This is a genomic window from Pseudomonas sp. S2_F03 (assembly GCF_054668335.1).
On sequence record NZ_CP162759.1, the window covers coordinates 3609548 to 3633724 of the forward strand.

General features: G+C 59.1%; 13 protein-coding genes and 13 pseudogenes. 15 read left to right on the top strand and 11 right to left on the bottom strand.

Annotation, left to right across the window (positions count from 1 at the left end):
- Window positions 1-377 precede the first annotated feature (377 nt).
- The gene (locus AB4N76_RS16860) at window positions 378-575 is read left to right on the top strand and encodes an HdeA/HdeB family chaperone (protein ID WP_460164618.1); all 198 of its coding nucleotides are present in this window, start codon (window positions 378-380) and stop codon (window positions 573-575) included.
- Window positions 576-1657: 1082 nt separating this feature from the next.
- Window positions 1658-2425, top strand: coding sequence for an SDR family oxidoreductase (locus tag AB4N76_RS16865; protein WP_046028444.1), 768 nt, complete (start codon window positions 1658-1660; stop codon window positions 2423-2425).
- A gap of 121 nt (window positions 2426-2546) precedes the next feature.
- Here AB4N76_RS16865 and AB4N76_RS16870 read toward each other — a convergent pair.
- Window positions 2547-3675: pseudogene (locus AB4N76_RS16870) on the bottom strand (AGE family epimerase/isomerase).
- A 193-nt stretch (window positions 3676-3868) separates the two neighbouring features.
- Here AB4N76_RS16870 and AB4N76_RS16875 point away from each other — a divergent pair.
- A pseudogene (locus AB4N76_RS16875) lies at window positions 3869-4896 on the top strand (IS110 family RNA-guided transposase).
- A gap of 297 nt (window positions 4897-5193) precedes the next feature.
- Here the strand turns inward: AB4N76_RS16875 and AB4N76_RS16880 are convergent.
- The 6 genes and pseudogenes from AB4N76_RS16880 to AB4N76_RS16905 all read right to left on the bottom strand — a co-directional run bounded on the left by AB4N76_RS16880 (window position 5194) and on the right by AB4N76_RS16905 (window position 8976).
- On the bottom strand, window positions 5194-5766 hold the full coding sequence (locus AB4N76_RS16880) for a HupE/UreJ family protein (RefSeq protein WP_046033054.1): 573 nt from the start codon (window positions 5764-5766) through the stop codon (window positions 5194-5196).
- Between the two features lie 29 nt (window positions 5767-5795).
- Window positions 5796-6410 carry an urease accessory protein UreG gene (gene ureG, locus AB4N76_RS16885; RefSeq protein WP_007947546.1) on the bottom strand — a complete coding sequence of 205 codons (615 nt, stop codon included), beginning with the start codon at window positions 6408-6410 and terminating at the stop codon, window positions 5796-5798.
- 23 nt (window positions 6411-6433) lie between these two features.
- The gene (locus AB4N76_RS16890) at window positions 6434-7108 is read right to left on the bottom strand and encodes an urease accessory protein UreF (protein ID WP_046033053.1); all 675 of its coding nucleotides are present in this window, start codon (window positions 7106-7108) and stop codon (window positions 6434-6436) included.
- A complete protein-coding gene (ureE, locus tag AB4N76_RS16895) occupies window positions 7105-7605 on the bottom strand; it encodes an urease accessory protein UreE (protein WP_046033052.1) in 501 nt (166 codons plus the stop codon). The genes AB4N76_RS16890 and ureE overlap by 4 nt, the downstream gene beginning before the upstream one ends.
- A 193-nt stretch (window positions 7606-7798) precedes the next feature.
- Window positions 7799-8432 (bottom strand): annotated as a pseudogene (locus AB4N76_RS16900) (TetR family transcriptional regulator).
- 157 nt (window positions 8433-8589) lie between these two features.
- Window positions 8590-8976, bottom strand: coding sequence for a hypothetical protein (locus AB4N76_RS16905; RefSeq protein ID WP_046033050.1), 387 nt, complete (start codon window positions 8974-8976; stop codon window positions 8590-8592).
- A 380-nt stretch (window positions 8977-9356) separates the two neighbouring features.
- On the opposite strand from AB4N76_RS16905, the pseudogene AB4N76_RS16910 reads away from it, so the two are divergent.
- Window positions 9357-11437: pseudogene (locus AB4N76_RS16910) on the top strand (AsmA family protein).
- Between the two features lie 367 nt (window positions 11438-11804).
- Here the strand turns inward: AB4N76_RS16910 and AB4N76_RS16915 are convergent.
- A pseudogene (locus AB4N76_RS16915) lies at window positions 11805-12719 on the bottom strand (LysR substrate-binding domain-containing protein).
- A gap of 121 nt (window positions 12720-12840) precedes the next feature.
- Between AB4N76_RS16915 and AB4N76_RS16920 the strand changes: the two are divergent.
- The 3 genes and pseudogenes from AB4N76_RS16920 (at window position 12841) to AB4N76_RS16930 (ending at window position 14796) form a co-directional block, all read left to right on the top strand.
- A pseudogene (locus AB4N76_RS16920) lies at window positions 12841-13477 on the top strand (FMN-dependent NADH-azoreductase).
- A complete protein-coding gene (locus tag AB4N76_RS16925) occupies window positions 13478-13783 on the top strand; it encodes a DMT family transporter (protein ID WP_046033046.1) in 306 nt (101 codons plus the stop codon).
- 108 nt (window positions 13784-13891) lie between these two features.
- Window positions 13892-14796: pseudogene (locus AB4N76_RS16930) on the top strand (lipase family alpha/beta hydrolase).
- Between the two features lie 27 nt (window positions 14797-14823).
- Here AB4N76_RS16930 and AB4N76_RS16935 read toward each other — a convergent pair.
- Window positions 14824-15699, bottom strand: a complete 876-nt coding sequence (locus AB4N76_RS16935; protein ID WP_077432391.1) for a DMT family transporter — start codon at window positions 15697-15699, stop codon at window positions 14824-14826.
- Window positions 15700-15795: 96 nt separating this feature from the next.
- On the opposite strand from AB4N76_RS16935, the pseudogene AB4N76_RS16940 reads away from it, so the two are divergent.
- The 4 pseudogenes from AB4N76_RS16940 to AB4N76_RS16955 all read left to right on the top strand — a co-directional run bounded on the left by AB4N76_RS16940 (window position 15796) and on the right by AB4N76_RS16955 (window position 18256).
- Window positions 15796-16583 (top strand): annotated as a pseudogene (locus tag AB4N76_RS16940) (AraC family transcriptional regulator).
- A 32-nt stretch (window positions 16584-16615) separates the two neighbouring features.
- Window positions 16616-16960: pseudogene (locus tag AB4N76_RS16945) on the top strand (PsiF family protein); the annotation flags it as partial.
- Window positions 16961-17047: 87 nt separating this feature from the next.
- Window positions 17048-17107: pseudogene (locus AB4N76_RS16950) on the top strand (PsiF family protein); the annotation flags it as partial.
- Between the two features lie 138 nt (window positions 17108-17245).
- Window positions 17246-18256, top strand: a pseudogene (locus tag AB4N76_RS16955) (AI-2E family transporter).
- 138 nt (window positions 18257-18394) lie between these two features.
- On the opposite strand, the pseudogene AB4N76_RS16960 reads toward AB4N76_RS16955, so the two are convergent.
- Window positions 18395-19668 (bottom strand): annotated as a pseudogene (locus tag AB4N76_RS16960) (Hsp70 family protein).
- A 297-nt stretch (window positions 19669-19965) separates the two neighbouring features.
- Here AB4N76_RS16960 and AB4N76_RS16965 point away from each other — a divergent pair.
- Both AB4N76_RS16965 and AB4N76_RS16970 read left to right on the top strand, forming a co-directional pair.
- Window positions 19966-20912, top strand: a pseudogene (locus AB4N76_RS16965) (DnaJ C-terminal domain-containing protein).
- A gap of 27 nt (window positions 20913-20939) precedes the next feature.
- Entirely contained in the window at window positions 20940-21245 is a 306-nt protein-coding gene (locus AB4N76_RS16970; protein WP_046033039.1) for a chaperone modulator CbpM, read from the top strand.
- Between the two features lie 143 nt (window positions 21246-21388).
- On the opposite strand, the gene AB4N76_RS16975 is transcribed toward AB4N76_RS16970, so the two are convergent.
- On the bottom strand, window positions 21389-22516 hold the full coding sequence (locus tag AB4N76_RS16975) for a sensor histidine kinase (RefSeq protein ID WP_046033038.1): 1128 nt from the start codon (window positions 22514-22516) through the stop codon (window positions 21389-21391).
- A 243-nt stretch (window positions 22517-22759) separates the two neighbouring features.
- Here AB4N76_RS16975 and AB4N76_RS16980 point away from each other — a divergent pair, with 243 nt between their 5' ends.
- Window positions 22760-22981 (top strand): hypothetical protein, encoded by a 222-nt coding sequence (locus AB4N76_RS16980; RefSeq protein ID WP_460163270.1) that lies wholly within the window; start codon window positions 22760-22762, stop codon window positions 22979-22981.
- A 37-nt stretch (window positions 22982-23018) separates the two neighbouring features.
- Window positions 23019-24089, top strand: coding sequence for a dermonecrotic toxin domain-containing protein (locus AB4N76_RS16985; protein WP_460163271.1), 1071 nt, complete (start codon window positions 23019-23021; stop codon window positions 24087-24089).
- The last annotated feature ends 88 nt before the right edge of the window (window positions 24090-24177 follow it).

Here is a 24177-nt window from a genome sequence, read left to right on the forward strand (position 1 = left end):
CCTGGCGAGCAATCGCCGGGGCTTTTTTATGTTGGAAAGAGCTGATTTTAGGTGTTCAGGCGCTGGGTCGCGCAAATCTGATATTAGACAGTCCAACTGTAAATTGTAACTAATTTAATTTAGCGCTAGTTGGTGTTTTATATATCAATGCTAGTGGTTTATTCGGAGTGTGATTATCATGTTCTGAAAATAGACATTGACACTATGCGAAACCGTCTATACTTGTTCGGCGTAAACTGGTAGTGCCGCTAAATTTAAGTTTCTTGTTTTAGCGTAAATCAATGCTGATTTTGCCTCTTGTATACAGAGGTATTATCCAAGTCTGTGGAGATGCTTAAAATGACCTATAAGGTTTTTGCAATGTTGCCTTGGCTAGCTTGATTCTCTCAGCCGTCAGTGGTGTTTATGCCGCGTCGACTGATACCAATGATATGACGTGTAAGGAGTTCCTTGTAACGCCACCGTCAGCCCAGGGCCCAGTCGTACTTTGGGTTTCAGTCGACGAGAATATTAATTCAAATGGGGGGTCTTTCACTAAAGAAAAGTTAAAGCCCAAGTTCTTCCTGAGTTCGTGAAGCTGTGCAAGAAGAATCCAGAGAAAAAGTATCTGGTTTTACAGAGGAACTGAAGAAACTGTTCTGAGTGATGTCATCACGAACCTGAGGCGCTTGTCGGCGTTTTAATGCCGGCGAGCGTTATACCTCTCGAGTCCGATTAATATGATGGGCAGCGTTGGTTGAACCATTTCCCTGATCTGATTCTCTAGAGCCGATTGCTGCCAGTCGAATATCCACCTGCAATGTGAGCGCGTCGTCGTCACGCCGGTGTAATTAGGATGGTGGATTAAATCACCTCATTATCGACTCCCAATTCATCACCATTCCCTGTGGGAGCCTGCTCGCGATTGCAGAGTGTCAGTCGATATCCTGTTCACTGACCCACTCCGATCGTCGGAACGCCGCCCAGAGCCTGCTCGTTCCCACAGGGGCTGTCGGGCGCATTCTTGAAATTGTGGAAAACAATATTCACAAGCTCTGAAAGCGCGACATAAAGCCGCTGCAAATAGTTGTTTTGTCACGGTTTTGACTTGTCCCCGTTTACTGTGGAACTGGCTGTGAATAACGTGGGAGTAGCTGCCTGGACGCCTTTAAAACCGTGGCTTGTGGCGTGGTGGTTGTTTTTTGATCAGGCGTTTTGGAGCGACTCTGAACCGCAGTTGTCAACCTTTTTATTGGCGATAGAACTAGCACAAAACGGACAGGGCAAGCCTGTGGATAAGTCTGTGATTAAACTCTGGAAAGACTCGGCTGAGGGCCGTAGTTACTGGCTTGGCGCCACTGCTGGTCTGTAGGAGAAATCGTGCAAAATGCATGGGGCTACACTGCGAGCATCCGAGGGTCAAGCAAAAAACTTTCAAAACTCCCCGCAAAGCCTTGTCCACAGCGGCTTTCAACCTTTCCACTTGCCCCGGAAACTGTGGGCCGGCCTGTGGATAACATGCGCGCACATGGCTACAAGCCGCGGCGGACATGGCGTTGCCAGGGCTGAGCGTTTTTGAGCAGATTTGCGGTGGTTGCCGCTGTGTGCAAGGCCGGGCATGCTGCCAGCTGATTTTCTATTCCAAGGGCTGCCCGTCAGCCGAAGCAAGGAGAACACGATGTCCAACACCCTGTTTATTACCGGCGCGACGTCCGGTTTTGGTGAAGCCTGTGCCCGCCGTTTTGCCGAGGCAGGCTGGAAGTTGGTACTGACAGGCCGTCGTGAAGAGCGCCTCAATGCCCTGTGCGCCGAATTGTCGAAGCAGACCGAGGTGCATGGCCTGGTGCTCGACGTACGTGACCGCAAAGCCATGGAGGACGCGATTGCCAACCTGCCACCATCCTTCGCCAAGCTACGCGGGCTGATCAACAATGCTGGCCTGGCGCTCGGTGTGGACCCGGCGCCCAAGTGCGATCTCGACGATTGGGACACCATGGTCGACACCAACATCAAGGGCCTGATGTACAGCACTCGTTTGCTGTTACCGCGCCTGATTGCTCATGGTCGTGGTGCCGGCATCGTTAACCTCGGCTCCATCGCCGGCAATTATCCGTACCCGGGCAGCCACGTGTATGGCGCGAGCAAGGCGTTCGTCAAACAGTTCTCCCTGAACCTGCGCTGCGACCTGCAAGGCACCGGCGTGCGCGTCAGCAACATTGAGCCGGGTCTGTGTGAGAGTGAGTTCTCGCTGGTGCGTTTTGCCGGTGACCAGGAGCGTTACAACGCGACGTACGCCGGTGCCGAGCCGATCCAGCCGCAAGACATCGCCGAGACCATTTTCTGGGTGCTAAACGCGCCGGCGCACATCAACATCAACAGCCTGGAACTGATGCCAGTGAGCCAGACCTGGAGCGGGTTTGCGATTGAGCGGAACGCGAAGGTTTAAGACCGCGTAACGGCCAATCGCGGGCAAGCCCGGCGCTCGACAGGTAATGTGTTGGATCGCCAATTGGCGAGCGCTACAAGCCCTGTGGGAGCCGGGCTTGCCCGCGATAGCTATCGGTCAGTCAGCGCAGATAGTCGGCCAACCCGCGATAGCAGGTTGCCAAGTGATAAGGGGTGGTTGACGGCATGTCTTTGCGGCTGACTTCGCCCAGCTCATCCCGACACTCATACCAGCCGCCCGCATGCAGAAAGCGCTGTTGCAGCGCTTGTAGCTGGCGTTGCACCACCGCTTCGGCGTTCGGGCGCAACGTCAGCGCCCTCAAGTATTCCGCCTGAGCCCAGATGCGTTGGGTGGCATCTTTGGCGTTGCCCTCCAGATCAAGCATCGCCTGCGCTGCACCGGTCTGCGCATCGACGCCTTGTTGTTCGGTGAATGCGAACGCACGGTCCAGCGATGCATGAAGTGGCGAACCGCGCAGCAGCGACGAAGATTCGAGCAAAAAATACCACTCAGAACTGATGCCCGGGTTCGAACCAGTTATCCACAGCTCCCAGCGGTTTCTCCATCAACACGCTGTGTTGCGGGTCAATGAAGCGCTTGTGCATGGCTGTGCATAACGCGACGAGTGCACGTTGCACCGCGATGTCTTCGCGTACCGACAGGGTCGCGAGGAAGGCTTCGGCCAGGTGCATCAGAGGGTTTTGCAGCGGCCCGGAGTCGAGTGAGGACCAGTCGCGGTCGAGGCTGGCGTCGTACAGACCGTCGCCTGTGGCGAAGCGCTGACCGATCACTTCCAGTGCCGCGTTGAGCGCGGATTCCACCAGCGGTTCGCGCGACTTGTCCCAGTAATGGGCGCAGGCGAACAGAATGAACGCGTGGGTATACAGGTCTTTGCGCTGATCCAGCGGCGCGCCGTGCGGGTCGATGCTGTAGAACCAGCCACCGTGTTCGGCGTCGTGGAAGTGCTGTTGCAAGGAGCGGAACAGCTTGGCGCAGCGCTCCTGCGCGCCTGGCACCTGGCCGATCAGGCTGGAAAACAGATACAACTGCCGTGCGCAGGCCATGGCCCGATAACGTTGAGGCGGCAGTGGTTGATGCTCTGCGTCCAGTGCTTCATAGGGCAACGCCATGTCGGCATTCCAGCCGGGGCCTTGCCAGAGCGGCACGATCACGTCCTGGAAGTGCTGTTGCACCGAGGCGAACAGGGCGGTCAATTCAGGCAGGGAGGCGGAGCGGGAAACAGGTGGCATTGGCTGGCGTCGTCACGGCAGGGTCGATTGCGCGACATGTTAGCAGGCCTGAGAGATGCGGTGTCTGTCAGGCCGCCATCGCGAGCAAGCTCGGCTCCTACAAGAGCACGCATTCCACTAATGAAATGGCTACCCCGCTGCCCCCTGTGATCGCCCACTAAGCTTTCACAGGGGCTCATCGGAGATCGTTGCCATGAACAAAGTAGCTATTGCCGCCATCGACTTGGGAAAACACTCCTTTCATCTGCATGCTCAAGATGATCATGGTCATGAGCTTTACCGCAAAAGTTTACGCGGGCAGCGCTCACCCAATATCTGGCGAAACTGGAGCCCTGCACCGTCGTGATGGAAGCCTGTGGCGGTGCCCACTTCATGGCACAGGAGGTCGCCAAGCTGGGGCATACGCCCAAGCTTATTGCGCCACATCTGGTACGCCCTTACGTGAAAAGCAACAAGAACGACTTCGCTGATGCCGAAGCGATCTGCGAGGCGGCGTCTCGCCCCACAATGCGCTTCGTGCCCCCCAAAACCCAGGCTCAGCAGGCGCTGGCGATGCTCAATTCGGTGCGTGAGTCGTTCATCAAAGATCGCACCGCCACTGTCAATCGCATTCACGCCGCCCTGCTGGAGGTGGGTATCAGCCTGGCTCCCGGCTTCAAATCCATCAAAGAACTTCCAGCGTTGCTTGAGATGAGTTCATTTTCCGGCTCCATCAAAAAAATTCTGATGGGGCTGCATGAGCACTTCAACTATCTGGATGGGAAGGTCAAAGCGCTGGACAAGGAGGTGGAATGCCGGGCCGCTGAAGATGATCTGGCGGCTCGTTTGATGACCATGCCATGCGTCGGCCCGATCACCTCCAGCGCCCTGGCTGCCGAGTTGGGCGATGGCAAACAGTTCAAATGCGGCCGAGGTTATGCGGCGTCGATCGGGCTGGTACCCAAACAGCACGGCACGGGCGACAAGATCGTGTTGCTGGGCATCAGCAAGCGCGGCGATCGAAATCAGAGGCGCCTGCTCATCCAGTGCGCCCGGGTTTACTTGATACAGCTGGAACGACAGAAAGGCGCTCTGGCGGACTGGGTCCGTCAACTATTAGCCTCCCGCCATCACTCCAATCTCGTGGTCTGCGCGCTGGCCAACAAGCTGGCAAGAATCGCCTGGGCGATAGCCGCACACCACACTGAATTCGATGCGGGGCCAGCCGCGATGAACGCCTGACCCCGCTGTCACCCGAGCACCACCCACCTGGTTTTGCGATGCTGGATAACTGATGACGTGAACGGCCAACCGGCCTGACGACAACCCTGAGCTCCTACACGGCTGTAAGGCCGTTCCACTAATTAGGGTCGTTGGGCATCGATTCTCATCGAGGCGCGGGGTGACAGCCCCACTCAGACGCCGGATAGATGAAAGCAAGCCAAACACGACATCAAAAACAGTATTGCAGAAAAGGGGTAACCATAGATGTAGGAGCCGAGCTTGCTCGCGATGAGGCCATCACCGGCGATAAAAAAATCAGCCCGCCAACAACCACACGCCAGTCGCCGCCGAAGCCGCGCCCGCCAATCGAACCAATGGCGCAGCCGCTTGCGGCAGCAAGCGAACGACCGCATACCCGGCCGCATGCAACGCCGCCGTTGCCGCCACAAAACCTGCCGCATAAGCCCAAGGGCTCGACATGTCCGGCAACTCCAACCCATGCGCCACACCGTGGAATAGCGCAAACAGCGCCGTCGCCCCCACCGCTACGCTCAATGGCGGACGAACGGCCAACGCCACCGCCAGCCCCAGCGCCAGCACCGACGCGGCAATCGCGCCTTCCAGCGCCGGCAGGTTCAGCCCTTCAAAGCCCAGCAGGCCGCCGATCAGCATAGTACCGACGAAGGTGCCGGGCAGCGCCCAGCGCGCCGCACCTTTTTGCTGAGCGGCCCACAAGCCGACCGCAACCATCGCCAGCAAGTGGTCGAGGCCGCCAATCGGGTGGCTGATGCCGGCGATCAAGCCGTTGTCACCATGACCCGGATGGGCGAAGGCGATGGCCGGGGTCAACAGCAGGGCCATGGCGCCCAGAATGCGTTTCAGTGTCATGGATAAGCTTCCTTGTTGATAAGTCGTGATCAGGCGGCTGTCAGCAGGCCCTGGCGTTCGATGAAGGCGATGATCTCTTCAAGGCCCAGTCCGGTTTTCTGGTTGCTGAACACAAACGGTTTGCCGTTGCGCATGCGTTTTGTGTCGCTGTCCATCATCTCCAGCGAGGCACCCACCAGCGGCGCGAGGTCGACCTTGTTGATCACCAGCAGATCGGATTTGCAGATCCCCGGCCCGCCCTTGCGCGGGAGTTTGTCGCCGGCCGACACGTCGATCACGTAGATGGTCAGGTCGGACAATTCCGGGCTGAACGTTGCCGACAGGTTGTCGCCACCGGACTCCACCAGAATCAGGTCCAGCCCCGGGAAGCGGCGGTTGAGTTGATCCACGGCTTCGAGGTTGATCGAGGCGTCTTCGCGGATCGCCGTGTGCGGGCAGCCGCCGGTTTCCACGCCGATGATTCGCTCGGGCGCCAGGGCTTCGTTGCGCACCAGAAAATCGGCGTCTTCGCGGGTGTAGATGTCGTTGGTGACGACCGCCAGGTTGTAGCGCTCGCGCAGGGCCAGGCACAGGGCCAGCGTCAGGGCGGTTTTCCCGGAACCGACCGGGCCGCCGATACCGACACGTAGAGGTTGTGTGTTCATGTGATTCTCCAAGCTAAAGCGCCCTAGGAACGGAACAGACGGCTGTACTGGCGCTCATGGGCCATGCACGCCAGGGACAGGCCGAAAGCGGCGCTGCCATAGTGTTCGGGGTTGATTCGGGTGGCGTCCTGCTGGGCTTGTTGCAGCAGCGGCAGCAATTCACTGGTCAGGCGTTGGGCGGCTTGCTGGCCCAGCGGCAGGGTTTTCATCAGTACGGCCAATTGGTTTTCCAGCCAGCTCCAGAGCCACGCGGCCAGCGCATCCTGGGGACAGATTCCCCAGGCCCGTGCCGCCAGCGCCCAACCGAGGGCCAGATGCGGTTCGGGGCGTTGGTCGAGGAAGGCGCGAGCCGGCGCGTCCAGCTCCGGTAAACCGTTGAGCAGTTGCTGCAAGGAATAGCCCATCTGTCGGCTCTCTTGATGCAGCTCGCGGGTTTCCCGACTGGCACGGTGTTGTTCACAGCGTCGGAGCAATTCGGGCCAGTTCTCTTCGGCCGCCGCCGTGCAATGGGCAAGCAGCAGCGGCGCCTCGAACCGTGCCAGGTTGAGCAGCAATTGATCACTGATCCAGCGTCGTGCGCCGTCCGCATTGCTTACGCGACCGTTTTCCACCGCCATTTCCAGACCCTGGGAATAGCTGTAGCCGCCAATCGGCAGCTGCGGGCTGGCCAGGCGCAGCAGCGCCCAGGCCGGGTTCATAAGCGGACGCCGAACTGGTGCAGTTTCGGCGGATAGTTGAAATCTTCGTCACCGTGCCGGGAGTGGTGGTGGCCTCCGCCATAGGCGCCGTGTTCCGGCTGGAAAGGTGCTTCGAGGCTTTCGACCTTGGCATCCAGCTGTTCGAGCATGGCTTTGAGCACGTAATCGTCGAGCAGGCGCAGCCAGCCATCACCGACCTGCAGGGCGACATGGCGATTGCCGAGGTGATAGGCGGCGCGAGTCAGCTCGAAGGCATTGGAGCAGGTAACGTGCAGCAATTGTTCGGGGCGGGCGCAGACACGCACGATGCGCCCGTCTTCGGCTTGCAGGCATTCGCCGTCATACAGGGGCGGCTGTCCGCGCTCCAAAAACAACCCGACGTCTTCACCTTCGGCACTGAAACAGCGCAAACGGCTTTTGCTCCGGGCTTCGAAGGTCAGGTGCAATTCGGCGGCCCAGACGGGTTGAGGGTCGATTCTGCGATGAATCACCAGCATCGGAAGGCTTCCAGCAATGGACATTGTTGAGGCTAGAGCAAGGGGCTTGCCAATCGGGCAATACGTAGGAAATACCTGTCGGAGTGCAGGGGGTGGTGTGCAAAGTTGGTTGAAGTTGGTGCGAGGAGGGGTGTGGTGCACCAATTTGCGGCGCACAAAAAAAGATCGCCATTGAGGCGATCAATTCAGGCGGTCATTCGGTACTGCCGAGTCCTTGCCAATGCTTCAACCCGATAAAGATAAACCGCAGTTGCTGCGTGATCTTCGCTTGAGGCGTCAAGTGTTCGGGCAGCGCCTCGGCCGGCGGATCAATGATCTCGGGCAAAGTTGCAAACACACTTTTGACGATCAGGTCAGCCATGACGCTCAGGCCGCCCATGTCGAGGTGTTGCAGCTTTGGCATCAACGACAGGTCGGCCGCGAGATCCGAGCTGATGTCTTCGCGCAAACGTGCGATGGCCTGGCGTACCGGCAGTGATCCACCGTACTGCTCGCGGGCCAGAAACAGGAATTGCGAGCGATTGGCGCTGACCACGTCGAGAAAGATCCGTACCGACGCATCAATAATGCCGCCCATGACGAATTCGTTATGGCGCACCAGGCGAATGGTTTCACGGAAGGTCTGACCGACTTCGCTCACCAGCACCAGCCCCAGTTCGTCCATATCGGCGAAATGCCGGTAGAAACCGGTGGGCACGATGCCGGCGGTTCATCGCTACTTCGCGCAGGCTGAGACTGCCGAATCCTCGGCCGCATTCCATCAGGTGGCGGGCAGCGTCCATCAGGGCGTTGCGGGTCTGTTGTTTCTGTTCGGCGCGGGGCAGCATCGCAAGGGTGTTTTCTGGACAAGACAGCGGCGCACTCTAGCAAATCGGCTTCGCTGGCGTCGAACGACTATCGGGGGATCAAGCGGGGAAACAGTGGCTTCTCTATAAGTCAAAGCCCAATCCGGGGATTGGGCTTTTTTTCAGGGCCGCCATGGGCTTAGCTCACAGCGCTGTTGCGTTCGATCACACGGTCACCGCCGCCTTCAGCCAGGGTTTGGCCTTGTGGGGTGCGGTCGGAACCGCCTTCAGCCAGGGTCTGGCCTTGTGGGGTGCGGTCGGAACCACCTTCAGCCAGGGTTTGGCCTTGTGGAGTACGGTCCGAACCATCTTGGGTGATCAGGCCTTTTTCTTTCAGGCGATCGTTACCGCCTTCGGCAAGTGTCTGGCCTTGTGGGGTGCGGCTGGAACCATCGGCGGCAACGGTTTGGCTGAACACCGAGTGGCTGTCTTTGACTTGCGGAGTGGCCTGATCAGCGGCTGGCAAAGCGAAAGCGGTGCTGGCTAGCATCGAGAGGGTCAGGCTAAGCAGTAATTGGCGTTTCATGATGGGTTGCTCCTTGGGGGCGATAAAGTGGGTACGAGGGCAATGCTACTCTCGATAAATCGATATGAAAGTTCATAACCGCAATGGTAATAATCAACAGAATTGATTGTTCTGCTGAGAGGCTCTAAACCGGGCGTTTCCGGCGAGTGTTTTTTGCACCGCGGTGGGTACTTCCGACTCACTCGCGCCGCACAAAAGTGCGGGTGGGGTAACACCGTTTAGAGCGCGCAGGTTGATCGCGCCCGATTATTTGAACGTTAATTGGCTTTTCGGTTAAACCTGCGCACCTTTTCCCAGTCCTAGATTTCATGGCAGGCCGGTTCTGGCCTAACGTTTCACACGTGCGTCGCGGTCAGGACGCTCAGTCGTTTCAAGGAGCCCTGTGCAATGACGCGCCCCCTAAAATTGTTGCCTGGATCTTTGCCAGCCTGGTTGTTCTGCTGGCGATACTCGTACTGGTCATCGTGTTCTTCGATTGGAACCGGATCAAACCCGCGATAAACAACAAAGTCACCGAAGAACTGCACCGAGCATTCGCCATCAATGGCAACCTCGCGGTGGTCTGGCAGCGCGAGCTCGACGAGGCTGGCTGGCGGGCCTGGGTGCCGTGGCCGCATGTGGTCGCCGAAGACTTGAGCCTGGGCAACCCGGACTGGTTGAAGCAGCCGCAGATGGTCACCCTTAAACGCGTAGAGCTGCGTATTTCACCGCTGGCCTTGCTGGCGCAGCGGGTGGTGATCCCGCGCATCGACCTGACCGAGCCGAACGCCAACCTGCAGCGCCTGGCCGATGGTCGCGCCAACTGGACGTTCAAATTCGACCCCAAGGACCCGAACGCCGAACCTTCGAACTGGGGGTGGATATCGGCGCGATCGGCTTCGACAAAGGCCATGTCACCCTCGACGATCAGAGCTTGAAGACTCAACTGGATGTGCTGATCGACCCGCTGGGCAAACCCGTTCCGTTCAGTGACATCGTCGGTGACAAAGCGGCGAAAACCGCACAGGAAAAGGGGGCCGCGCCACGGACTACGCCTTCGCGCTCAAGGTCAAAGGCCAGTACCACGCGCAGAAACTCGAAGGTTCCGGCAAGATCGGTGGGTTGCTGGCCCTGCAGGATGCGGCCAAGCCGTTTCCACTGCAGGCCCAGGTGAAAATTGCCGATACCAGCGTCGAGTTGGCCGGCACGTTGACCGATCCCCTGAACCTCGGCGCGCTGGATCTGCGACTGAAATTGGCTGGCACCAGCCTGGGCAATTTGTATCCGCTGACCGGCGTGACGCTGCCGGATACACCGCCTTACGCCACCGACGGGCACTTGATCGCCAGGCTGCATGAGCCCAGCGGCGCAGTGTTCCGCTATGAAGAATTCAACGGCAAGATCGGTGAGAGCGACATCCATGGCAGCCTGGCTTATGTCGCCAGCCAGCCTCGGCCGAAGCTCAGCGGTTCATTGCTCTCCAATCAATTGCTGTTTGCCGACCTTGCACCGTTGATTGGCGCCGACTCCAACGCCAAACAAAAGGAGCGCGGTGGCGACGGTAAACAGCCGCCGGACAAAGTGCTGCCGGTCGAAGAGTTCAAGACCGAGCGCTGGCGTGACATGGACGCCGATGTCGAATTCACCGGCAAGCGCATCGTCCACAGCGAAAAATTGCCGTTCAACGACCTGTATACGCACCTGGTCCTGACCGACGGGGAGCTGCGACTTGAGCCCCTGCGTTTTGGCGTGGCCGGGGGCAACCTGGAGGCGCAGATTCGCTTGAATGGCCGGACCGAACCGTTGGAAGGCCAAGCGAAACTCACGGCCCGCAAGTTCAAACTCAAGCAACTGTTCCCGACGTTCGAGCCGATGAAAACCAGTTTCGGCGAGCTCAATGGCGATGCCGACATTTCGGGGCGCGGCAACTCGGTGGCCAAGCTGTTGGGCAGTGCCAACGGCAATCTGAAAATGCTCATCAATGACGGGGCGATCAGCCGCGAGTTGATGGAATTGGCCGGGCTGAACGTCGGTAACTATGTGGTCGGCAAAATCTTTGGCGACAAGGAAGTGAAGATCAATTGCGCGGCGGCCGACTTCGATATCAAGACCGGGTTGGCGGCCACGCGGCTGTTCGTCTTCGATACCGAGAACGCGATCATCTATATCGATGGCACCGCGAACATGGCCACGGAACAACTGGACCTGACCATCACGCCGGAGTCGAAGGGCTGGCGCCTGATTTCGTTGCGCTCGCCACTGTAGTGTGCAGGGCCCGTTCATCAAGCCGGATGCCGGGGTGAAAGCGGTGCCGCTGATGCTGCGCGGGGCGGGAATGGTCGCCCTGGGCGTGATCGCCGCTCCGGCGGCGGGGTTGCTGGCGTTGGTGGCACCCAGTGGTGACGCGCCAAACCAGTGTGCGCCGTTGCTGGAACAGATGAAGGCGGGGAAAGCGCCGGTGACCGTCAAACCCACCAAGTGAATTGCGGCGTCTGTAAAGACGTGATCGCGGGCAAGCCATGCTCCCACAGGGATTTGAGTCGATCACAGCAGTCGATTTCACCGCGCAACCTGTGGAGACGCCATCGCGGGCAAGCCCGCTCCCACAGGGATTTGAGTCGATCACAGCAGTCGATTTCACTGCGCAACCTGTGGGAGACGCCATCGCGGGCAAGCCCGCTCCCACAGGGATTTGAGTCGATCACAGCAGTCGATTTCACCGCGCAACCTGTGGGAGCCGCCATCGTGGGCAAGCCCGCTCCCACAGGGATTTGAGTCGATCACAGCAGTCGATTTCACCGCACAACCTGTGGGAGCCGGGCTTGCCCGCGATGGCGGTATGTCGGGCGCTACAGGTCCTTCAGAATGCCCGCATGCCCGGACAACAACGCTTCCTCACGCAACCACGCAAAAATGCCCGCACCGGCGGATGACGCTCGCGACCCGGCACACACAGTGCGCTATACCCGGCCCCGTCGACTTGAATGTCGCCCTTGTAGGGCACCAGCAAACCGCTGGCCACGCTTTCTGACACCAGAATATTGCTCGCCAGCACCAGCCCTTGCCCGGCAATCGCCGCTTGCAGGGCGTAATGCTCTTCGTCGTATTCACGCACCGCAGGCTGTTCCTTCAGCCAGGTCTCGCCGGATTTGATGCACCAGGCCTCCCAGCCATGGGCATACAACTTCGGAATTGTGCCAACGCACGCTGATCAGCGCGGGTGTCCGCTGGGCCGCCAGCGCCACTTGCTCGGGTGAGCCATACACGCCGAAGGACTCATCAAACAGGCACAAGCCATACAGGTTAGGGTAGTCGTCGAGGCTGTAGCGCAGGACCAGATCGACACTGGCGTCCTGATGCAAATCGATGACTTCGCAATGGGTGTCCAGGCGCAGGCTGATGCCGGGGTGGCGTGCGTAAAAGCGTCCGAGGCGCGGCACCAGCCACAACGCGGCGAAGGCGGCGGTGGTGGAGAGGGTCAGGTGTGTGCCGCTGCGTTGCGGGCGCAAGGTGTCGACGCTTTGCGCCACGTCCAGAAAAGCACCGTGCAGGCTGTGGAACAACCGCTCACCGCCGTCGGTCAGGCGCACCTGCCGTGGAAGGCGTTCAAACAGCGGCACGCCGAGCCAGGTTTCCAGCGAGCGAATTTGATGGGACACCGCCGTCGGCGTCACCGAGAGTTCTTGTGCGGCCGCCTTGAAGCTCAGCAAGCGGGAGGCGGATTCGAACGCGCGCAGGGCGGTCAACGGCAGCGAAGCAAACATTGAGAAACTCCATGGATGAAATGGATTCATCCAGACTGATTTCTGCTCATTTGAAGCGGTTGGCTGGGAGCATCAAGCTGCAAGCCACAAGCCGTTTGAGTGTAATCCCAAGGAGATTCAGATGAGTACAATTCTTGCCGTTCACGCCAGCCCCGTGGCGATCGTTCGCACTCCCGGCGTTTGGCCGAAGTGTTTCTTGCAGCTTGGCAGGCGCACCATCCGCAGGCGCGGTTGACCCGACGTGAAGTCGGGCGGGCGCTGATTCCGCCGGTCAATGAAGCCTTTGTGGCCGCCGCGTTTTACCCCGAACCCCAGGCACGACCGCTGTCGATGCAGGCCGACCTGGCGTTCAGCGATGAACTGGTCGGCGAATTGCTCGGGCACGACCTGCTGGTGATTTCCACGCCGATGCACAACTTCAGCGTACCCAGTGGCCTCAAGGCCTGGATCGATCAAATTGTGCGGCTCGGGTTGACGTTCAATCACACGCTGGACAATGGCGTGGCCCAATACGAACCGCTGGTTCAAGGCAAAAAGCCTTGATCGTCACCAGTCGCGGCGGCTTCGGGTTCGGCCCGGGCGGTGAGCTGGAAGCCATGAACCATGCCGATCCGTTGTTGCGCACGGCGCTGGGATTCATCGGTATTACCGACATCACCGTGGTCGCCGCCGAGGGCGAAGAGTCCGAGGCGCGTACGTTCCAGGTCTCTGCCGCAGAGGCCGAGCAGCGTTTGCTGGCGCTGGCCAGGGAGTTTTAGATGGCCTGGCTGTTTCTGCTGATCGCCGCCGGGTTCGAAGTCACCTTCGCGATGGGCATGAAGTACGCCGAAGGTTTCACCCGGCCCTGGCCGTCGCTGATCACAGTCGTGGCGGCAGTGGGCGGGATTTACTTCCTGACCCTGGCCATGCGCGAGTTGCCGGTGAGCATCGCGTATCCGATCTGGACCGCCATCGGTTCACTGGGCACGGTGTTTCTCGGGTTTGCGCTGCTGGGCGAAAGCCTGACGGCGATCAAAGTGGTGTCGGTCGGGCTGATCGTGGCGGGCGTGGTGGGGTTGAAGTAGGGTGGATGTCATAAACTGGTCGTCGAGTTGTCATGTTCGGTGACGATGCTTGGCTGACGTCTTGCCTCGCGCCTTGCTTCATCTCCTCGACCACAAGGACGTTCGCCCATGTCGCAAGGTTCCGCTACGCGCTACCCGCTGGTGTTGGTCCCGGGAATGCTCGGGTTTATCCGACTTGTGCTCTATCCGTATTGGTACGGCATCGTCTCTGGCCCTGCGCCAGGGTGGGGCGACCGTGTTTGCGGTGCAGGTCTCGCCGCTCAATTCCAATGAGGTGCGCGGCGAGCAACTGCTGGCGCGTATCGAACAAATCCTGCACGAGACCGGGGCCGCGAAGGTCAACCTGATCGGCCAGCCAGGGTTCGCTCACCGCACGTTACGCTGCTGCCAAACGACCGGACCTGGTGGCGTCGGTGACCTCGGTGGCCGGGCCGAATCACGGTTCGGAACTGGCCGATTACCTGCACAAGCACTACCCGCACGACAGCGTAAAGGGCCGCCTGTTGAGCGGTCTGTTGCGGATGATCAATGCCTTGATGTGCCTGCTCGACACCGGCTATCGCGGGCCGAAACTGCCGGTGGATATCCATGCGTCCCATCACTCACTCACCTGCGAAGGCGTGGCGCTGTTCAATCAGCGTTATCCACAAGGCCTGCCTGAAACCTGGGGCGGGCATGGACCGGAGGAGGTCTACGGCGTGCGTTATTACTCGTGGTCCGGGACGTTACAGCCGGGCAAGACCGATCGTGGGCGCAATCTGTTTGACGGGACCAATCGCAGTTGCCGGCTATTTGCCCAAACGTTTGTGAACGAGGCCGGGTATTGCGACGGGATGGTCGGGCGGTACAGTTCGCACCTGGGCACGGTGATTGGCGATGAGTATCCGCTGGACCACTTCGACATCGTCAATCAATCGTTGGGATGGGTGGGCAAGGGCGCCGAGCCGATCCGGTTGTTTGTCGAGCATGCGGCACGGCTAAAAGCAGCCGGCGTAGAAGCGTCTCTGTGGTGAGGGAGCTTGCTCCCTCACCACAAAGGACTATGCGCGGCCCAAAACGGTGGTCCAACGCTCCGAAACAATCACCCCGCCCAGCGTCAACACCCCGCCCACCAAGTGATACAGCGCCAACTGTTCATGCAGCACCACCGCCGCAATCAGTGCGGTAATCAACGGCAAAAGATTGAAAAACAGCGTGGTCCGGCTCGGCCCCAGGCGCACCACCGCTTGCATCCACGCCAGCGGTGCAACCATCGAGGCCAGCAGGCAGGCATACAACACCAGCGGAATGTTCTGCAGCGTCGGGCCGATCTTCGGTGAGGCGAGGAACATCGGAAACAGCACCAACACCGCGACCAGTACCTGCAAATACAGCAACACCAATGGTGGCAGCCGCAACTGCCATTTTTTCAACAAGGTGCTGTAGATCGCGTAGGCCAACGTGGCGATCAGCATCATCGCATCGCCCAGGTTCACCCCATGCTCCAGCAGCGCGCCAAGGCTGCCGGACGAGACCACCACCGCCACCCCGGCAAACGACAGCACCGCACCGGCCAAGGCCCCCAGGGTCAGGCGCTGGCCGAGGCTGATAATGGCCATGGCCAAGGACATCAATGGCATCAGCGACAGAATGATGCCCATGTTGGTGGCCGAGGTCAGGGAGGCGGCGAAGTAGGCGAGGCTCTGATAGACCGCCATGCCCAGCACGCCGAGGACGAAAATCTTGCCCAGGTTCGGGCGGATCTGCGGCCAATGTGCGATCACCGGTTTGAGCATGAATGGCGTGAACAGGATGGCGGCCAGCAGCCAGCGGTAGAAACCGATCTCGGCGGGGAAGATCGCCCCGGCTGACATTTTGGTGATCACAGTGTTGCCAGCCCAAATGAAAATGGCCAGCAGGGGATAAGCGTATTGCATCAGGAAAAACCAGAACGTTAATGAAGCGCAATTATCCTCTGTCTGGATGCAAGCCTATACTTCGATCCAGACAACACACGGCGGATTCCGGACAGCATGAGCAGTAAACACATCGACCTGCTGGCATTCAGCGAACTGCCGGCCCCGGTCTATTTTCGCTACGCCGATTTCAACACCCATGAATACGCCTCGGCCCACCGTCATCCGTGGGGCACGCTGGAGTATTCGGCCAACGGTGTCTTGCACATGGAAATCGGCAGCAGCCGTTTCATGTCGCCGCCGCAATACGCGGTGTGGGTGCCGCCGCACACCGAGCACAGTTTCTACAGCAACCAGCCGATCAACTATCGTGCGGTCTGTCTCGCGCCGTCGCTGTGCCAGGATTTGCCTGCGCAGGCCTGCACCCTGGCCATCAGCGACATTCTTAAAGCCATCCTCAAGGACTTCGCCGCGCGCGATGTGAAGATCCCCGAGCAAGAGGCAGACAAGCGCCTGGCCCAGTGCTGGTGGATCAACTGCAACAGGCGCCGGTGCAAGAGTGTTACTTGCCCTACGCCAGCAGCCCGGGCTTGCTTGGAATACTGGACGCCTTGCAAGCCGCGCCTGGGGATAACCGGCCACTGGCCCACTGGGCGGAACAAATCCATGTCAGCGAGCGGACGCTGGCGCGCCAGTGTGTCCGCGAGCTGGGGATGAGCTTTGGGGAGTGGCGGCAGCGCTTGCGGTTTCTGGCCGCGATCGAAGCGCTGGACAGTCACCGCAGCGTTCAGGACATCGCCTTCGACATGGGGTACAGCACCGGCTCGGCTTTTATCGCGATGTTTCAACGCCAGGCCGGGTGTACGCCGGAGCAATACCGGCGCAGTCACCTCGAGAGTCGGTGAAGGTGTAACAGGCATTGTCTACACTGCAAAACATGGCCGTGCCCATCGGTACGGCAACAAGGAGAAAACTCCATGACAATGTTGCGTGTCCCTTTTTGATGATCGGTTTGCTGCTCTGCTCCCAAGGCTTCGCTGCCACTGCGCAGCAGGACAAAATGACCACCTGCAATGCCGACGCTACGGCCAAAAGCCTCAAGGGCGATGAACGCAATGCATTCATGAGCACCTGCCTGTCAGCTAAGCCGGCGACCGATGCGGTCGATGTGACCAAACCCAAGACCCCTCAGCAAGAGAAGATGACCCGTTGCAATGCTGACGCTACGACCAAAAGCCTCAAGGGCGATGAACGCAAAGCATTTATGAGCAATTGCCTGAAAGCTGAACCGGCCGCCCCGGCCGCCGAAGCCGCCAAACCGATGACCTCCCAGCAAGAGAAGATGAAAACCTGCAATGAAACAGCCACCACTCAGGCTATGAAGGGTGATGCGCGTAAAGTGTTTATGAGCAATTGCCTGAAGAAATAACAAGCAATGAACCGGGTAGGGGCTCAGCAAAAAAAATGGCCGGTGCCCCCACTAAGGTCGACCTACACAATCCCTAGTGCTGACATCGGAACGCTGGCAGACTGCCAATCCTTTTTACGTCGTTCGTTTTGAGGCTGTATGCCAACGTTTTCTCAACGCCACTTGCTGTTCACCAGTTGGATCATCATTTTTGGTGGTTTGCTGTTGGTGCTCCCTCTGCGACTGCTGCCGAGCCTGTTGGCCGGTTTGTTGGTGTTCGAGCTGGTCAACATGCTCACGCCACAATTGCAGCGTCTGATCGAAGGACGGCGTGCGCGCTGGTTGGCGGTCGCACTGTTGGGCACTTTGGTGGTCAGCGTGTTGACTCTGATTTTTGCCGGTGCTTTCAGTTTTCTGCTGCACGAAGCGGAAAACCCCGGAGCTTCCTCGACAAATTCATGGGTGTGGTTGATCGGGCGCGAGGGCAATTGCCGCCGTTCATCGACGCCTATTTGCCCGCCAGTGCCGCCGAGTTTCGTGTGGCGATCGGCGAGTGGGTGAGCAAACACCTGAGTGATCTGCAACTGGTGGGCAAGGACGCGGCGCACATGTTCGTGACGCTGCTGATCGGCATGGTGCTGGGGGCGATCATCGCCTTGCAACGCATCCCCGACCTGACCAAGCGCAAACCGCTTGCCGCCGCACTGTTCGACCGGTTGCACCTGCTGGTCCAGGCCTTTCGCAACATCGTGTTCGCACAGATCAAGATTTCCCTGCTCAACACCTTCTTTACCGGGATATTCCTGGCGGTGGTGCTGCCGATGTTCGGGATCAAGTTGCCGCTGACCAAAACCCTGATCGTGCTGACCTTTTCTGCTCGGCCTGTTGCCGGTGATCGGCAACCTGATGTCGAACACCCTGATCACGATTGTCGGTTTGTCACTGTCGATCTGGGTCGCCTTGGCAGCGCTGGGTTATCTGATTTTTATCCACAAGCTCGAATACTTCCTCAACGCGCGCATTGTCGGCGGGCAGATCAGTGCCAAGTCGTGGGAGTTGCTGCTGGCGATGCTGGTGTTCGAAGCCGCGTTCGGCCTGCCGGGGGTAGTGGCGGGGCCGATTTACTACGCGTATTTGAAGAGTGAGTTGAAGCAGATCGGGATGGTTTAACTACCACCCGTTCATTCCCACGCTCTGCGTGGGAATGCATCCCGTGACGCTCCGCGTCACAGCTTCAACAGCGGACGCAGAGCGTCCATGGCGGCATTCCCACGCAGAGCGTGGGAACGATCATCACGAGGTTTCGGATCAGTCCATCATGCCGTAACGCTTGGACGCTTCAATCGCCAAACCGCTGCCAATGCTGCCGAAAATGTTCCCTTCGACATGCCGCGCATTGGGCAACATCGCCGAAACGCTGTTACGCAGCGCCGGAATCCCGCTCGAACCGCCGGTGAAGAACACCGTATCCACCTGATCTACGCGCACATCGGCGTCGTTGAGCATCTGGGTCACGCTGGTGCGCACGCGCTCCAGCAGTGCTTCGATGGCGGATTCAAACAGCGCGCGGCTCAATTCCACACTCAGCCCCGGCTCGATCCGGTCCAGCGGTACGTGACGGCTGTCGGCGTGGGTCAGCTGGATCTTGGTTTCTTCCACTTCCATGGCCAGCCAATGCCCGGCGCGCTGGTCGATCAGCTTGAACAGGCGATCGATGCCGCCGGTGTCTTCGATGTCGTAACGCATGCTGCCCAAGGCCAGGGTCGACTTTTGCGAGTACACCGAGTTGATGGTGTGCCAGGTCGCCAGGTTCATGTGGTGACTGGTCGGCATATAGGCGCCACTCTTCATGCGGCTGCCGTAGCCGAACAGTGGCATCAGGCCTTGCAGGCTCAACTGCTTGTCGAAATCGGTCCCGCCGATGTGCACGCCGCCGGTGGCGAGGATGTCGTCGTGACGGTTATCGTGGTTGCGGCGCTCAGGCGACAGGCGCACCAGCGAGAAGTCAGACGTACCACCGCCGATGTCGACGATCAGTACCAGCTCTTCTTTTTCGATGGTCGACTCATAGTCGAATGCCGCTGCAATCGGTTCGTACTGGAACGAGACATCCTTGAAGCCAATGGCGCGAGCCACGTCGACCAAGGTGTTTTCCGCTTCCTGGTCGGCCAGTTCATCGTCATCGACGAAAAACACCGGACGGCCCAGCACGACTTCGTCGAATTCCCGACCGGCGGTGGTTTCAGCACGCTTCTTCAACTGCCCGATAAACAGCCCGAGCAGGTCCTTGAACGGCATCGCCGTGCCCAGGACGCTGGTGTCGTGCTTGATCAGCTTGGAACCCAGCAGGCTCTTGAGCGAGCGCATCAGCCGGCCTTCGTAGCCTTCCAGGTACTCGTGCAGCGCCAGCCGGCCGTACACCGGGCGGCGTTCTTCCATATTGAAGAAGACCACCGAGGGCAGGGTGATCTTGTCGTCCTCCAGCGCGATCAGCGTTTCCATGCCGGGGCGCAGCCAGCCGACGGTGGAGTTGGACTGCCGAAGTCGATACCGCAGGCACGGGCTGGAGATGCGTTTTTCATGTCTTTCAAGTTCCGGTTAAAAAACGGCCGCGCAGTGTATGTCAGGAAGGCGAATATTCGAAGGCCGACTATCTGCTAAATCTCGCCCGCCTGTGTCTTGAAAGACGCCCCATCACCCCCAAACTACCCTGCATCAACCGGACAGCCGCGGGGCCGTCGCAAGAAGCCCCGCCCGCTGCCGATAAACTTCTGATGCGACGCCCGGTCACAACCTTGAGATCGGTCAACCTCAATGCTGCGAACAAGCGCATGCTGTGGCGGGTGGCGCGACTTTGATAACGGATGGTGATTCCCGCGATGGACTTCAAAGACTATTACAAGATTCTCGGTGTGGAGCCGACGGCTGACGATAAGGCGATCAAGGCCGCCTATCGCAAGCTGGCGCGCAAATACCACCCTGATGTCAGCAAGGAAAAGGACGCCGAGTCCAAGTTCAAGGACGCCTCGGAAGCCTATGAAGCACTGAAAAGCGCTGACAAACGCGCCGAATATGACGACTTGCGCAAGTACGGCCAGCACGGCCAGCCGTTCCAGGGCCCGCCAGGGTGGCAAGGGCGTGGCGCAGGCGGTTTCGGTGGTGGTCAGGACTCGGGCGATTTTTCGGACTTTTTCAGTTCGATCTTCGGCAACCGTGGCCCTGGTTTTGGTGGTGGACAGTCGCGTCGCAGTACCGGACGTCGAGGGCAAGACGTGGAAATGGAACTCGGGATATTTCTGGAAGAAACCCTCTCGAACGAATCGAAGAAGGTCACCTTCCAGGTGCCGCAGTACAACGCTGCCGGCCAGCACGTCAGCAATACCAGCAAAAGCCTGAACGTGAAGATCCCCGCCGGCGTGACCGACGGCGAGCGCATCCGCCTCAAAGGCCAAGGGGCTCCGGGCGTAGGTGGGGGTGCCAATGGCGACCTGTACCTGACCATCCGCTTTGCGCCGCACCCTAAATTTGATGTCGAAGGCGAGAACCTGATCATCACTTTGCCACTGGCACCGTGGAGTTGGCGCTGGGCGCCGAAGTCGCCGTACCGACCTTGACCGGCAAGATCAACCTCAAGGTGCCGGCAGGCAGCCAGAACGGCCAGCGCATGCGCGCCAAGGGCCATGGTTTGCTGAACAAGGCCGGTGAGCGCGGTTATCTGTTTGTTCAACTGAAGGCGGTCATGCCGAAGAAATCGGACGATGACGTCAAGGCTCTGTGGCAGGAACTGGCAAAAAAAGCGGCATTTGATCCCAGAGAACATTTTTGATCGCTTGGCACCAAGGAGTTACTGACGATGAGCAGTCCCCTGATCGTTCAACTGGACCTGGCAGAATTCTGTGAGGCGACCGACCTGTCGGACGTGTACGTGATCGAAATCGTCGAACACGGCATCCTCGAACCTCAGGGCCAGCAGCCCAAGGATTGGCGTTTCAACGATTACGAACTGGCCCTGGCCAAGCGCGCCGCCAAGCTGCGGCGCGACCTGGAACTGGAATGGGAAGGCGTCGCTTTGGCGCTGGACCTGCTGGAAGAAGTCCAGCAACTGCGGGCCGAGAATCGCATGCTCAAGCAGCGGTTGGGACGGTTGGTGGTCGAGTAGTTTTCTGAGGTTTTTGTATTGCCTGGCAGGGGGCCTCTTCGCGAACAAGCCCGCTCCCACATTCGACTGCATTCCAACTGGAAGAACTCGGTCGAATGTGGGAGCGGGCTTGCTCGCGAAGAACGATAACGCGGTTTCCAGATCTACCGCCTACGAGGCAACATCACCGTAAACAGCGTCCCATCCGTCTCATTCGAGCTGACCTCGATCATCCCGCCGTGCGCGTCAACTACCTCCTTGACGATAAACAAACCCAATCCCAGGCTGGTCGACGGCTGGCCGAGTTCTTCATCGGCGCTGCGCACCAGTGGATCGAAGATTGTGCCGATCGCCTCTTCGGGAATAGGCACGCCAAAGTTATGCACCGTCAGGCGAACCGCATCGGGCTCGCCACTGAGGACGACGGTCACATCCCGTTTATTCGCCCCGTGCTGCAACGCATTGCCAATCAGGTTCTGTAATAGCTGATCAAGCCTTGCGCCATCCCAAACGCCTTGCGTATCGCCCTCGACCCTCAAGGTCGGATCACATTCCGGGTTCCCGACGCACGCCTGAGTGATGGCTTCCTGCACGGCATCGGCCAGGTTCATCGGCTTGGGTTCAATCGGCAGGCTTTTACCCAGGCGACTGCGAACCAGTTCCAGTAAATCGCTGACCATCACCGCCATGTGCCGTGCACCGCGCTTGATATTGATCGCGCAGGCCTGTGCGTCGCCCTCCAGCCTGGTTTTGCGCAGCAGTAACTCGGTGGACATGGTCACGGCTTGCAAGGGGGCGCGCAGGTCATGGCCGAGTATCGCCAGAAAAAGATCGCGCGAGTGATTGACCTGTTCGGCATAGGCTGCAGTCGACTCGGCAAGCGCTTCGTCGATGGCTTCATTGAAGCGGATCATGTCCTGGAAGTAGGCCAGGTCCGGCGAATCCAGGTTGTTGACCCACAACCGAATCACACAGGCGCGCAAATGGCGAAACTCACTGGTCATCTGCACCAGATCAAACCCTACGGTATGGCGCAGCTCGCCATGGCTGGCGCCGGCCTCATCGAGACTCGGGGTTTTTTCCGCGCCTTCACCCTTCGCCTTCGCGACCTGTTCGGTGGCGGTTTGCGTCGTGGTCATGTCCCGAGCGGCCGCCAGCAGAATCGCTTTGGCGTGATCGCGCAGGGTGATGCTGTCCATGTGGTCGGCAGCCGGGGTAATCGTGCTGGCGAACTGCTCCCATTCATCGACGATGCGGTCCACGTTTTGCCTGATGAATTCGGGGAGGCGCATGTCCGGTGTCCTGCCAGGAATGTCAGGGGATCTTAGCCTCTTTAGCGGTGGGGTAAACACTACCGCCGGGAATCCGGATCAGGTGTTGCGTGGGGGCGGTGGTATTTAATTATTTTTCAGGTTCTCAAGTTGAATGCTGTTTGTGGTTTTATGGCGATTTTTCAGCAGTTTTACTGAGTTTTTGTTTTAGCCGGGGGTGAATAAGCTGAGGGTCCAAATAAGTCGTACATAAGGATATGTACCTTGCGAAACCCAAACGCGTCTCCCCAAGAAACGGCAGCGCCATTGACCGCCGCCGATCAACCCGGTGTTCACGCCGAATTCATTGCCGGGTCCATCCCGGCCTGGCTGGTGGATGCCTTGCCCGAACGGCGAGAGGCCATCAAACAGGCCCCGTTCAGGCTTGCCGACTGGTATCTGACGGCATTCTGCGGCGCAGCGCCAGTCTATAAACAAAAGCTATGAGGCCAGCCTGGCGTCCCAGACCCTGCTGGATAAAACCATGGCGCGCCTGCAGGACATCGATGCTTTTGCAGCGCCCTTGCTGGTCAAGGCACTCAGGGATCGATTCGCCGTGGACCTGGACGTCAACAAGACATTTGTGCAGCTTAAAAAGCCTCTGGCGTTGGGGGTTTTTGAAGTCGAGGTCAGTACCTTCGACGTGTTGAAACTGCCGCTGCTGCAAGCCGCATTGCACAACTTCGAGGAGGACGAGTGCGCGATCGGTCACTTTCATTCCTCTTCGGGCTTCGTTGTTGAATCGGCACCGGGTCAATTCAGCAAAGTGAACACCGCGTTGACCGTGGTGCAACTTCTGAACCTGTGCCGGGAGCTGGACATCGGTGCGCAGTATCAGGTTTACCTCAAGGACTTTTTGCGACCGGCGAATCCGGTTGCGGTGGCCATGCTGCGTCACCGGTTTGTAGTCAGTCAAAAAGCTGCAATGCGCGCGGCGGCCGAGCAGGCCTTGTTGCAAAAAGACATCGAGCCGAACGACTACGCGATGATTCTGTCGGTGATCGGCGGGGAGATGAATCCCAAGGTCGATGGCAAGCCGGTCTGGTTTCGTGACCTGGGCCTGATGAAAAAAAGAATGACGGGCTGTGTGCTGTTTCTTATTGGCGAAAAGTATCGTTACTCCGACGAGATCATTCTTTACGTTCCCAATGATCCGCAGCACCCGTTCAAGCGCTACAAGGGGCAGGCGATGGACGAGGAGCTCAAGCGCCAGTTCACCGCCAGGGAGCCTGCGAAACCCGCAGATGGCCGCCCGACGGCGTACCAACGCTTTTTCAGTCAGTTTGTGGCCTATGCCGATCATCCCTATTATTTCAGCCAGTTCACCCGTGCCGCGGCGGACTCGCCTTCGGACCCGTTCGCCTTGCTGCGCTCCCCCGGGGCGAAAGTGTTTGAAGCCGTCAACCCGTTTTCGGCGCTGGTCACACCCCAGGAGCTGCCACCTGAGCAGCCGCCAAAACTGGAGCCGGTCGACGATCCGTACGTGAGCACCCTCAAGCTTCAGCGACCATGGGCTTTGGGCGCCGAACCCCGACCTTTGGGCGCATCTGTTTGAGAAGAGCCTCGATAAGATCATCAAGGATGCCCGGGCCCATGCGGTGCCCACGGCGGATGTGGATGCGAAGGTTCGCGCGCAGAAAATC